The following is a 12,612-nucleotide window of genomic DNA, read 5'->3' on the forward strand; positions in this document are numbered from 1 at the left end:
GAGAGGGCGGAAAGGTGCTTCTTCAGCGTATTGCAAACCGGGGTATCCGGCTCGGCACGCTTTTTGAGCGGGCCGCGGTCAAGCAGGGTGCCAACGTCGTGATCCTGGATCACGACCTCGACATCGCCCCCGGTCTGGGCCGCCGGGCGACGGTCGCGGAGATCGCCGATCTGATCGACGACTTCGCGTCCCGGCTGTGGGCCGCCCGGGTCCGCCCCGGCCAGCGCGTGGTGGTGTACAAGTCGGACGGCTTCGACATCACCCTGCTGGCGTGCGCGGTGGCGCGGGTCGGCGCCGTCCCGGTGCTGCTGTCACCGAAGCTGGACGGCGCCACGGTGGCCGAGCTGGTCCGCCGCACCGACGAGCCCTTCCTGGTCACCGACCAGGACAAGCTGGAGCACGAGCTGCCCGCCGCCGTCTTCGACCTCGCGGACAAGGTGCTGCTGACCAAGGGCAGTTGGGAGGGCGCGGTCGAACTGTCGGCGCTCGCCGGCTCGCCCCGGGTGCCGTCCGTCACCATGCCGCCCGAGCACCCGACGCTGATCACCCACACCTCGGGCACCACCGGCACCCCGAAGCTCGCGGTGCACACCGGCCGTACCCTGCAGGCGCGTTACCGCCCGCAGGCGACCGTGGTGCGGCCGCTGATCCCGGGCCGGGAGACCATCGCGATCCACGTCTCCTTCGTGCACTCGCGGCTGATCACCGCACTGGCGATCTCGCTGTTCCGCGGCTTCCCGATCCTGGTGCTGCGCGAGTCGGACCCGGCGCACGTCGGCGAGCTGTTCGCCCGCCTGAAGCCGGGCATCCTGGAGGCGCACCCCAACTCCTTCATGGAGTGGGAGGAGCTGGTCCACGACCCCCGCAAGCCGCTGGCCAACGTCAAGCTGTTCTCCTCCACCTTCGACGCGATCCACCCGCGCACCGTCCAGACCATGCTGAACGCCTCCGAGCGCACCGCGCCGGTCTTCGGCCAGCTGTACGGGCAGAGCGAGATCGGCCCGGCGGTCGTCCGCTCCTTCACCAAGCGGCGCGGCCTGGACGCGGACGGCCGCTGCGTGGGCATGCCGTTCCCCGGCTTCACCGACATCCGGGTGGTCAGCCGGGACGGCAACCCGCCGTCGGCGACCAACCCGGGCTTCATCGAGGTGAAGAGCGACGGCCGGATCGTCACCTACCTCGGCGAGCAGGACCGCTACGACAAGCAGGTCAACGACGGCTGGTGGCGGATGGGCGACGTCGGCTACCGCACCAAGTGGGGCTGCGTGCACCTGCTGGACCGCGAGGTCGACGTGATCGAGGGCTTCGGCTCCACGCTCGCCGCCGAGGACACCCTCTTCGCCAAGCTGGACCAGCTCGCCGAGGTCGTCATCATCCCCGGCCCGGACGGCCGCGCCGTCCCGGTGGTGTGCACCAAGGACGACGAGCCGCTGGACCTGGACGCCTGGAAGGCCGCCGCGGCGACCCTCCCCGCGATGGCCCCGCCGGTGCAGTGGAAGCTCGGCTCGCTGCCGCAGACCGCCACCACCAAGATCAAGCGGATCGAGCTGGCCGGCCTGATCGCCTCGGGCGGTGCGGCATGAGCGAGCCCAGGATCGTCATCGTCGGCGGCGGGATCGGCGGCCTGGCGGCCGCCCTCGCCGTCACCCGCCGCGGCCACCGGGTGACCGTGCTGGAGCGGGCCCCGGAGTTCGCCGAGATCGGCGCCGGCATCCAGATCGCCCCGAACGGCATCCGCGCCCTGGAGCGGCTGGGCCTGGGCGACCGGGTCCGGGCCGGCGCCGTGCACATGGCCGAGCTGCGCTTCATGGACGGCGTCACCGGCGAGCACGTCACCAGCCTCCCGCTCACCGAGGAGTACCGGCGGCGCTTCGGCAACCCGTACGTGGTCGTCCACCGCGCCGAACTGCACGCCATGCTGCTCGACGCCTGCCTCGCCGACGAGAAGGTCGAGCTGCGGGCCGGCGTCACCGTCACCGGCTACCGGCAGGGCGGCGGCACCGCCACCGTGCTGCTGGAGAACGGCGAGGAGATCACCGGCGACGCGGTGATCGGCGCGGACGGCATCCACTCCGCGATCCGCCGCCAACTGGTCGGCGACGGCGCGCCGCGCAACTCCGGGATCACCGTCTACCGGGCGATCATCCCGATGGAGCAGGTGCCGGAGGAGATCCGCTGGGCCACCTCGGTGACCTGGTGGGCCGGCCCGCACTGCCACTTCGTCCACTACCCGATCGCCGGCGGCAAGTACCTCAACCTGGCCGCCTCCAGCGACAACCACGCCACCGAGGCGACCGCCAACGTGCCGGTCACCAAGGAGCAGGTCCGCGAGCAGTTCGCCGGCCTCGGCGCCGACGCGCACCGGCTGCTGGAGCTCGGCGAGGGCTGGCGTTCCTGGGTCCTGGTCGACCGCGACCCGGTCACCGACTGGACCGACGGACGGGTCACCCTGCTCGGCGACGCCGCGCACCCGATGCTGCACTACGCGGCCCAGGGCGCCTGCCAGGCACTGGAGGACGCCGTCCTGCTCGGCGACCTGCTCGACTGCACCGCCGACGCCTTCCCCCAGCGCTTCGAGAAGTACAACGCCGAGCGGCGCGAGCGCACCGGCCGGGTCCAGCTGACCGCCCGCGACTCGATCCGGCTCTGGCACCCGGCCGGCGAGGACGCGGAACGGCGCAACGCCCTGCTCCGCTCGCTGTCCGAGTCCGAACTGCACGACCAGGTCGCCTGGATGCACGGCGTCCGCGCGTTCGGCGCGGCCGACAACGAGACGGACGGAGACCAGTCATGACCGAGCGTCAGCTCCAGATCTGCATCATCGGCGCCGGCCCGCGCGGACTGTCCGTGCTGGAGCGGCTCTGCGCCAACGAGCGCCGCGAGCACTCCGGCGAGAGCGTCACCGTGCACGTCGTCGACCCCTCCGCGCCCGGCGCCGGCCGGGTCTGGCGCACCAGCCAGTCCCGGCACCTGCTGATGAACACCGTCGCCTCCCAGATCACCGTCTACACCGACGAGTCGGTCCGGGTCGAGGGCCCGATCGAGCCCGGCCCCACCCTGTACGAGTGGGCCAAGTCCCTCCCGGCGACCGGCAGCGGCACCGACTACGACGACGAGACCCTCGCCGAGGCCCGCGACCTCGGCCCCAACACCTACCCCACCCGCGCCTTCTACGGCCGCTACCTGCACGACTCCTTCCTCGCCGTGGTCGCCGGCGCCCCCGCGCACGTCACCGTCCGGGTGCACCGCTCCCGCGTCGTCGCCATGGCCGACACCCACGGCGTCCCCGGCGGACCCCAGGGCATCCGCCTGGAGGACGGCACCCGGCTCAACCGCCTCGACGCCATCGTGATGGCCCAGGGCCACGTCCCCGCCCGGCTCTCCCCCCGCGAGGCCAAGGCCGCCAGCCTCGCCCGCATCCACCACCTCACCTACGTGCCGCCGGCCAACCCCGCCGACGTCCACGTCGGCGCCATGCCCGGCCAGAACGTCCTGCTCCGCGGCCTCGGCCTCAACTTCTTCGACCACATGGCCCTGCTCACCCTCGGCCGCGGCGGCACCTTCACCCGCCGCGCCGACGGCAAGCTGTCCTACCAGCCGTCCGGCGAGGAGCCGATGCTCTACGCCACCTCCCGGCGCGGCATCCCGTACCACGCCCGCGGCGAGAACGAGAAGGGCGCGTACGGGCGCTACCTGCCCCGGCTCCTCACCCCCGAGGTCGTCGCCGGGCTCCGCGAGCGCACCGAACGCGGCGACGCCGTCAACTTCGCCACCGACCTGTGGCCGCTGATCTCCCGCGAGGTGGAGAGCGTCTACTACGGCGCCCTGCTCACCGCGCAGGGCCGCGACGCCGAACGCGAGGCCTTCACCCAGCGGTACCTCGTCGACGAGCGGCCCGAGCAGGTGCTCGACTCCTTCGCGATCTCCGACGCCGACCGCTGGAACTGGGAGAAGCTCGGACGCCCCTACGGCGACCGCGAGTTCACCTCCCGGCTCGACTTCCGACGCTGGCTGCTCGGCTACCTGGCGAAGGACGTCCTCGCCGCCCGCGAGGGCAACCTCAGCGGGCCGCTGAAGACCGCGCTCGACGTCCTGCGCGACCTGCGCAACGAGATCCGCCTCGCCGTCGACCACGGCGGCCTCGACGGCGACTCGCACCGCGACGACCTCGAAGGCTGGTACACCCCGCTCAACGCCTTCCTCTCGATCGGCCCGCCCGCCGAGCGGATCGAGCAGCTGATCGCCCTGGTCGAGGCCGGCGTGCTCGAACTGCTCGGCCCCGACACCGAGATCCGCATCGACACCGACGCACCCGCGTTCGTCGCGCAGTCCCGGACCGTGCCCGGCGCGGCCGTCCGGGCGACCGTCCTGATCGAGGCCCGGCTGCCCGAGCCCGACCTGCGGCGCACCGCCGACCCGCTGCTGCGGCACCTGCTCGAGACCGAGCAGTGCACCACCTACCGGATCGGCTCCACCGGCGGCTCCGGCTACGAGACCGGCGGCCTCGCGGTCACCGAGCGGCCCTACCGCCTGCTCGACGCCCGCGGCCGGGCGCACCCGCGACGCTTCGCGTACGGCATCCCCACCGAGTCCGTGCACTGGGTCACCGCCGCCGGCATCCGCCCCGGCGTCGACTCCGTCACCCTCGGCGACTCCGACGCCATCGCCCGCGCCGTCCTCGCCCTCCCCCCGACCGCCCACGTCCCCACCGCCGTCCGCCCCACCGCCACCGAAACCGACCTCCAAGGCGTCCTGGTATGACCACCGGCCCCCACCAGCCCCCCGCCGACGACTCCCCGGACACGCCCGCCACAGGCACCCCGCTGCGCGGGGCCTCGGCGGAGCCGACGGGGGAAACAACCCGCGAGCCCGCGGCAGGCGCTCCGGCGCACGTCGACGCGGCGCAGCCGCTGCGCGGGGCCTCGGCGGAGCCGACCGGGGAAACAACCCACGAGCCCGCGGCAGGCGCTCCGGCGCACGTCGACGCGGCGCAGCCGCTGCGCTGGGCCTCGGCGGAGCCGACCGGGCAAGCACCCCGCAAGCCCGCCGCAGGCGCTCCGGCGCGGGCCGGCGTGGCGCAGCCGACTGCGGAAGCGCCGCACAAGCCCGCCGCAGGCGGCTCAGCGGTGGACGGGGATGCCGGGTTGTTGGCGCCGGTGCGGGTGGGGGTGCCGGTGGAGGCGGTGGTGTCGGACGTGGCGTGGCTGCAGGCGATGCTGGATGCCGAGGCGGCGCTGGCCCGGTCGCAGGCGCGGCTGGGCACGGTGCCGGACTGGGCGGCCGCGGCGATCACCGCGGCCGCCCGGGCGGACCGGTTCGATCTGCGCGGCCTATCGCTGGCCGCCCGGGAGACCGCAAATCCGGTGGTGGGCCTGGTGCAGCAGTTGGCCCGGGTGGTGGCCGAGGTCAGTCCGGCGGCCGCCGAGTACGTGCATCGCGGTTCGACGAGCCAGGACGTGTTCGACACCGGCGCGATGCTGGTGGCGCGGCGGGCGGTGGAGCTGATCCGGGCGGATCTCGGCCGGGCGGCCGTCGCGTTGGCGGCGCTGGCCGAGGAGCACCGGGACACCGTGATGCCGGGCCGGACCTTGGCCCTGCAGGCGGTCCCGACCACGTTCGGTCTGAAGGCGGCGGGCTGGCGCCGGCTGCTGCTGGACGCGGAGCGCCGGCTGGCGGCGGTGCTGGACGGCGGTCTGCCGGTGTCGTTGGGCGGTGCGGCGGGCACGCTGGCCGGCTATCTGGAGTTCGCCCGGCTCGATGCTCCCGATGAGGGGGGCGACCCGGGTGGGTACGTCGACCGTCTGGTCGACGCGTTCGCCGCGGAGACGGGCCTGGCCCGTCCGGTGCTGCCGTGGCATTCGCTGCGCACTCCCGTCGCGGACCTCTCGGCGGCGTTGGCGTTCACGGCCGGCGCGCTGGGCAAGGTCGCGGTGGACGTGCAGTCCTTGACCCGGACGGAGGTCGGCGAGGTCGCCGAGCCGACCGCCGCCGGGCGGGGGGCGTCGTCGGCGATGCCGCACAAGCGCAATCCGGTGCTGGCGACGATGATCCGTGCGGCGGCGTTGCAGGTGCCGGCGCTGTCGGCGGCGTTGACGGCGTGCATGGTGCACGAGGACGAGCGTTCGGCGGGTGTCTGGCACGCCGAGTGGCTGTTGCTGCGCGAGTGCCTGCGGCTGGTGGGCGGTGCGTCGTTCACGGCGGTGGAGCTGGCGGAGGGCCTGACGGTCCGTCCGGTGCGGATGCTGGCGAACCTCGAACTGACCGGTGGCCAGATGGTCTCCGAGCGGGTGGCGGCGGTGCTGGCGCCGTCGCTGGGCAAGGCGGAGGCGAAGCGCCTGTTGGGCGAGGCCTCGGAGGAGGCGGAGTTCAACGGCATTCCGCTGGCGGTGGTGCTGGCGGGTCGTGGTCTGGTGCCGGCGGCCCTCGCCGCGGAGCTGTGCGACCCGTCCGCGTACACCGGCGCGGCCGGTGCCCTGGTCGACCGGGCCCTGAAGTCCTGAGGTCCACAAACCCTGTAGCAGCACGCCCGGAGAGGTGGAAGTCATGAGGCGCACCCTGAAGCACTGGGATCCGGAGAACGAACTCGCCTGGCAGCGGGGTGACAGCCGGGTCGCGTGGCGCAATCTGGCGTTGTCGGTGCTGTCCGAGCACATCGGTTTCTCGGTGTGGAGCCTGTGGTCGGTGCTGGTGCTGTTCATGTCCCCGGCGATCGGCCTGGGCTTCTCGCCGAGTGAGAAGTTCCTGATGGTGGTGGTGCCGACGCTGGTGGGCGCCCTGCTGCGGCTGCCGTACAGCTGGGCGGTGACGCGGTTCGGCGGGCGGACGTGGACGGTCTTCGCGACGGCCGTGCTGCTGGTCCCGGCGACGGCGGCGCTGGTGTTCGTGCAGCGTCCGGGTACGCCGCTGTGGGTGTTCCTGCTGATCGGCGCGGCGACGGGGGTGGGCGGCGGCAACTTCGCGTCGTCGATGACCAACATCACCGCGTTCTTCCCGCAGCGGTACCAGGGCCGGGCACTCGGTCTGAACGCGGGCGGCGGCAACCTGGGTGTGGCGGCGGTGCAGCTGATCGGCCTGCTGGTGATCTCCACAGCGGGTGCCGGGCATCCGGCGTACGTGATCGCGGTCTACCTGCCGCTGATCGTCCTGGCGGCGCTGCTCGCGTCCGCGGGCATGGACGACCTGCCGGCGGACCGGGCCGGCCGGGCCGACCGGGGGGCGCAGCTGGAGGCGCTGCGGTGCGCCGACACGTGGTGGATCTCGCTGCTGTACGTGGGCACCTTCGGCTCGTTCATCGGGTACGGCTTCGCGTTCGGGCTGGTGCTGCAGACGCAGTTCGGTGCGACGCCGCTGCAGGCGGCGGGGTACACCTTCCTCGGGCCGCTGCTGGGGTCGTTCGCGCGCCCGTTGGGCGGCTGGGCGGCGGACCGGCGGGGCGGTGCGCGGGTGACGTGCTGGGTGTTCGCGGCGATGGCGGCGGGCACGCTGGTGCTGCTGGCGGCGTCGGCGCTGCGTTCGTTCCCGCTGTTCCTGGTCGGGTTCGCGGTGCTGTTCGTGCTGAGCGGGATCGGCAACGGCTCGACGTACAAGCTGATCCCGGCGGCGTTCGCGGCGCGGGCGGAGCGGGTGGTGCTGGCGGGGCGTCCGGCCGGGGCGGCGTTCGCCCGGGCGCGGCGGCTGTCGGGTGCGGTGATCGGGATCGCGGGTGCGGTCGGGGCGCTCGGCGGGGTGGCGGTGAACCTGGTGTTCCGCGCCTCGTACGGGCATCCGGGCGGCGGGGGCACGGGCGCGTTCCTGGCGTTCCTGGGCTTCTACGCGGTGTGCGTGGTGGTGACCCGGGTGGTGTACCTGCGTCCGGCCCCGGCGGTGCCCGCGGCCGTGCGGACCTCGGAGCGTGCCCGTGTCCGGGTCTGACCGCGGTGGCGGCCCGGAGGTCGCCACCCACTGCCCGTACTGCGCGCTGCAGTGCGGCACCGTGCTGGCCGGCGGGCCGGGGGCGGTGGCCGTCCGGCCGTCCGACTTCCCGGTGAACCGGGGCGGGCTGTGCCAGAAGGGCTGGACCGCCCCGGCGCTGCTGGACGTCCGCGACCGGCTGCGCGAGCCGCTGGTGCGCGGCGCGGACGGGCGGCTGCGCCCGGTGGACTGGGAGACCGCCCTGGACACGGTCGCCGAGCGGCTGCGCCGGATCCGGGCCGAGCACGGTCCGGACGCGGTCGGGGTGTTCGGCGGCGGCGGGCTGACCAACGAGAAGGCGTACCAGCTGGGCAAGTTCGCCCGGGTCGCGCTGGGCACCAGCCAGATCGACTACAACGGCCGGTTCTGCATGTCGTCCGCGGCCGCGGCCGGGATCGCCGCGTTCGGCGTGGACCGGGGGCTGCCGTTCCCGGTGACCGACCTGGGCCGGGCCGAGGTGGTGCTGCTGGCCGGCGCCAACCCGGCGGAGACCATGCCGCCGCTGATGCGGCACCTGGAGCAGGCGCGGCTGATCGTCGTCGACCCGCGGCGCACCCGGACCGCCGAGCGCGCCGCCGTCCACCTGCAGCCCGCCCCGGGCACCGACCTGGCGCTCGCCCTCGGGCTGCTGCACCTCGCGGTGGTCGAGGGCCGCACGGACTCCGGCTACCTGGCCGCGCGCACCACCGGCCTGGAGGCCGCCTGGCAGCTCGCCGCCGGCTGGACGCCCGAGCGGGTGGAACGGCTGACCGGCGTACCGGTGGCCGAACAGCGGGAAGCGGTACGGCTGCTGGCCGACGCCGAGCGGGCGTACGTGCTCACCGGGCGCGGCGCCGAGCAGCACAGCAAGGGCGCCGACACGGTCGCCGCGTTCATCAACCTGGCGCTGGCGCTGGGGCTTCCGGGTCGGGAGGGCAGCGGCTACGGCTGCCTGACCGGCCAGGGCAACGGGCAGGGCGGGCGCGAACACGGCCAGAAGGCCGACCAGTTGCCCGGCTACCGCTCGATCACCGACCCCGCCGCCCGGGCGCACGTCGCCGGGGTGTGGGGCGTCGACCCGGAGAGCCTGCCGGGCCCCGGGCGCAGCGCGTACGAGCTGCTGGACGCGCTCGGCGGGGACGTCCGGGCGCTGCTGGTGTTCGGCTCCAACCCGGCGGTCTCGGCGCCGCGCGCCGCGCACGTCACCGAGCGGCTCGCCGCCCTGGACCTGCTGGTGGTCGCGGACTTCGTGCCGTCCGAGACGGCGCGGCTGGCCGACGTGGTGCTGCCGGTCACCCAGTGGGCGGAGGAGGAGGGCACGCTCACCAACCTGGAGGGGCGGGTGCTGCGCCGCCGCCGGCTGCTCGGCCCGCCGCCCGGCGTACGCAGCGACCTGGAGGTGCTGCACGGCCTGGCCGTCCGGCTCGGGCAGGACGCCGGGCGCTGGCCGACCGAACCGGAGCGGGTGTTCGCGGAGCTGCGCCGGGCCTCGCGCGGCGGCGCCGCCGACTACTCCGGCATCGACTACCGGCGGCTGGACGCGGGCGAGGCACTGCACTGGCCCTGCCCCGAGCCGGGCCACCCGGGGACGCCCCGGCTGTTCCTGGACCGCTTCGCGCACCCGGACGGCCGGGCCCGGTTCGCCGCCGTCGACCACCGCGACGCGGCCGAACTCCCGGGCGCGGAGTACCCGTTGTTCGGGACGACCGGCCGGGTGCTGGCGCACTACCAGTCCGGTGCGCAGACCCGCCGGATCGCCGAACTGGCCGCCGCCGTGCCGGAGCCGTACGTGGAGGTGCACCCCGACACGGCGGCCCGCGCGGGCCTGGCCGACGGCGACCTCGCCGAGGTCGGCTCGGAGCGCGGCACGGTGACCGCCCGGGTGCGGCTGTCCGGGTCGCTGCGCACCGACACGGTGTTCCTGCCCTTCCACTTCCCGGGCGCCGGGCGGGCCAACCTGGTCACCAACCCGGCGCTCGACCCGCGGAGCCGGATGCCCGAGTTCAAGGTCTGCGCGGTCCGGCTCTCCCCCGCGACGGAGTCACGATGAACGCTCGAGTCGCCACCCCGGCGACCGCGGGCCGGGTGGTCGTGGTCGGCCACGGCCCGGCCGGGCACCGGCTGGTGCAGCGGCTGCTGGCCCTCGGCCACCGGGGCCCGGTCACCGTCCTCACCCGGGGTGCCCGCGCCGCTCACCACCCGTCGGACGCGGCCCACCCGTCGGACGCGGTCGACCTGCGGGCGGGCGTGCGGGCCGTACGGATCGACCGGGTGCGCCGCCTGGTGCACGCCTCGGACGGCTCCGCGCACCGCTACGACACCCTGGTCCTCGCCACCGGCGCCCGGTCGGCCGCGGGCGCCCCCGCGGCGGCCCCGCCGGCCGGCCCGGTGGCCGTGGTCGGCGGCGGCCCGGACGCGGTCCGGACCGCGCTGGCGCTGCGCGCGGCGCACCGGGACGTCACGCTGGTGCACCGGGAGCCGCAGCTGCTCGACGGTCACCTGGACCCCGCCGCGGCCGAGTTGCTGGGCCGGGCGGTCGCCGGGGCCGGGATCCGGCTGCGGCCGGGCCGCACCGCCCTGCAGCACGCCGAGGGCCGCCTCGCGCTGGACGACGGCGAGTCGCTGCCCGCGGCCGCCGTGCTGCGCTGCGAGCCGCCGGTGCCGGAGACCGCGCTCGCCCGCGCGGCGGGGCTGGCGGTCGGTGGCGGCATCGCCGTCGACGCCCGGCTGCTGACCTCCGACCCGCGGATCCACGCGCTCGGCGCCTGCACCGGCCCCGGCCGGGACGGCTGGGCGCAGGCCGACGCGCTGGCCCGGCTGCTGACCGGGACGGCGCCCGGCCCCGTACCGGAGCGGCCGCTCCTGCGGCTGTCCGCCGCCGGGGTGGACCTGCTCGCCGTCGGCACGCCGGGCGACGGGGACCGCGAGGTGCTGCTGCGCGACCCCGCGCGCGGCCGGTACGCCCGGCTCGGGCTGCGGGACGGCCGGATCGCCTCCGCGGTGGTGCTCGGACTCCCCCGCGCGATCGCCGCCGTCACCCAGCTGTACGACCGCGACCTGCCCGTCCCCGCCGACCGGCTCGCGCTGCTGCTGGGCACCCCGGCGGCGCTGCCCGGCGGCGCCGAGCCGGGCCCGGACACCGTGCTCTGCCACTGTGCCAACGTCACCCGGGGCGCCGTCGCCGAGGCCTGGCACGCCGGGGCCTGCGACGTCCCCGCGCTGGCCGCCGCCACCCGCGCCACCACCGGCTGCGGCGGCTGCGGCCCCGACCTGCGCGCCCTGTGCACCTCGCTCGCCGCCCGGACCCCGTCCGCCGAGCCGCCGCGCCCCCGCGAGCTGGCCGACCAGCCGGCCTGACGCCGTACCAGCCGCGCCCCACCTCGCCCGCCGTCCGGCGGCCGGGTGGGGCGCCCGTCTGTCGACACCTTCCGAACGGAGCCCCCATGATCCGCACCCTCGTCGTCGTCGGCCACGGCATGGTCGGCCACCACCTGATCGAGCAGCTCAGGGCCCGCGACCGGACGGACGCCTGGCGCGTCGTCGTACTCGCCGAGGAGAGCGTGCCCGCGTACGACCGGGTGGCGCTCTCCTCGTCCGTGGAGGGCCGCGGCGCCGACCACCTGGCGCTCGCCGGGCCGGGCTTCCTCGACGACCCCTCGATCCACCTGCTGCTGGACACCACCGCGCTCGCCGTCGACCGCCGCCGCCGGCTGGTGCGCTGCGACGACGGCACCGTGGTGCACTACGACGCCCTGGTGCTCGCCACCGGCGCCCGGCCGTTCGTCCCGCCGGTGCCCGGGCACGACCTGCCGGGCTGCCACCGCTACCGGACCCTGGCCGACCTCGACGGGATCCGCGCGGCGGCCCGCCCGGGCCGGGCCGGCGTGGTGATCGGCGGCGGCCTGCTCGGCCTGGAGGCGGCGAACGCGCTGCGGCTGCTCGGCATGCGGCCGCACGTCGTGGAGCTGGCCCCGCGCCTGATGCCGGTCCAGGTGGACGACGGCGGCGGCGCGGTGCTCGCCCGGCTGATCGCGGCACTCGGCGTGGAACTGCACCTGGGGATCGGCACCGCGGCCGTCGAGGCCTGCCTGGACGGGCGGGTGCGCCGGGTGCGGCTGGCCGACGGCAGCGCGATCGACACCGGGCTGGTGGTGTTCGCGGCGGGCGTCCGGCCCCGGGACGAGCTGGCGCGCGGCGCGGGCCTGGCGGTCGGCGAGCGCGGCGGCGTCCTGGTGGACGACCGCTGCCGCACCGAGGACCCGCGGATCTGGGCGGTCGGCGACTGCGCGGCGGTCGAGGGCCGCTGCTACGGGCTGGTCGCGCCGGGGTACCGGATGGCGGAGAGCGTGGTCGGGCAGCTGCTCGGCGTCGACAGCGTCCCGTTCGCGGGCGCGGACACCGCCACCCGCCTCAAGCTGCTCGGGGTCGAGGTCGCCAGCCTCGGCGACGCGCACGCGACCACCGCCGGCGCGGTGGAACTCGCCTACACCGACGCCGCGGCCGGCACCTACGCCAAGCTCGTCCTCGCCGAGGACGGCCGCACCCTGCTCGGCGCGGTCCTCGCGGGCGACGCGAGCGCCTTCGGCGCCCTCCGCCCGTACCTGGGCAAGGAGCTGCCGACCTCCCCGGACCAGCTGCTGGCCCGGCCGTGAACGTGAAGGGGTGGGGGCGCCTCGCGCCCCC

Annotated in this window: 8 protein-coding genes; all 8 read left to right on the forward strand. The window is 75.6% G+C overall.

All coding sequences use genetic code 11. The annotated features are described in order from the left end of the window. Positions 1-14 precede the first annotated feature (14 nt). The 8 genes from ACGFX4_RS08215 to ACGFX4_RS08250 all read left to right on the forward strand — a co-directional run bounded on the left by ACGFX4_RS08215 (position 15) and on the right by ACGFX4_RS08250 (position 12,581). Positions 15-1,583, forward strand: a complete 1,569-nt coding sequence (locus ACGFX4_RS08215) for an AMP-binding protein (RefSeq protein WP_393071168.1) — start codon at positions 15-17, stop codon at positions 1,581-1,583. Then, a complete protein-coding gene (locus ACGFX4_RS08220) occupies positions 1,580-2,794 on the forward strand; it encodes a 3-hydroxybenzoate 6-monooxygenase (protein ID WP_393071169.1) in 1,215 nt (404 codons plus the stop codon). The genes ACGFX4_RS08215 and ACGFX4_RS08220 overlap by 4 nt, the downstream gene beginning before the upstream one ends. Continuing rightward, entirely contained in the window at positions 2,791-4,761 is a 1,971-nt protein-coding gene (locus tag ACGFX4_RS08225) for an FAD/NAD(P)-binding protein (protein ID WP_393071170.1), read from the forward strand. The genes ACGFX4_RS08220 and ACGFX4_RS08225 overlap by 4 nt, the downstream gene beginning before the upstream one ends. After that, the gene (locus ACGFX4_RS08230) at positions 4,758-6,500 is read left to right on the forward strand and encodes a lyase family protein (RefSeq protein ID WP_393071171.1); all 1,743 of its coding nucleotides are present in this window, start codon (positions 4,758-4,760) and stop codon (positions 6,498-6,500) included. The genes ACGFX4_RS08225 and ACGFX4_RS08230 overlap by 4 nt, the downstream gene beginning before the upstream one ends. A 43-nt stretch (positions 6,501-6,543) precedes the next feature. Then, positions 6,544-7,911 (forward strand): nitrate/nitrite transporter, encoded by a 1,368-nt coding sequence (locus ACGFX4_RS08235; RefSeq protein ID WP_393071172.1) that lies wholly within the window; start codon positions 6,544-6,546, stop codon positions 7,909-7,911. Further along, complete coding sequence (locus ACGFX4_RS08240; RefSeq protein ID WP_393071173.1) at positions 7,898-9,979, forward strand: molybdopterin oxidoreductase family protein; 2,082 nt, start codon at positions 7,898-7,900, stop codon at positions 9,977-9,979. Before ACGFX4_RS08235 ends, ACGFX4_RS08240 begins: the two co-directional genes overlap by 14 nt. Beyond that, complete coding sequence (locus tag ACGFX4_RS08245) at positions 9,976-11,286, forward strand: FAD-dependent oxidoreductase (protein WP_393071174.1); 1,311 nt, start codon at positions 9,976-9,978, stop codon at positions 11,284-11,286. Before ACGFX4_RS08240 ends, ACGFX4_RS08245 begins: the two co-directional genes overlap by 4 nt. Positions 11,287-11,372: 86 nt before the next feature. After that, positions 11,373-12,581 carry an FAD-dependent oxidoreductase gene (locus tag ACGFX4_RS08250; RefSeq protein ID WP_393071175.1) on the forward strand — a complete coding sequence of 403 codons (1,209 nt, stop codon included), beginning with the start codon at positions 11,373-11,375 and terminating at the stop codon, positions 12,579-12,581. Positions 12,582-12,612 lie beyond the last annotated feature (31 nt).

It is taken from the genome of Kitasatospora sp. NPDC048365 (assembly GCF_043200835.1).
Lineage (GTDB): Bacteria > Actinomycetota > Actinomycetes > Streptomycetales > Streptomycetaceae > Kitasatospora > Kitasatospora terrestris.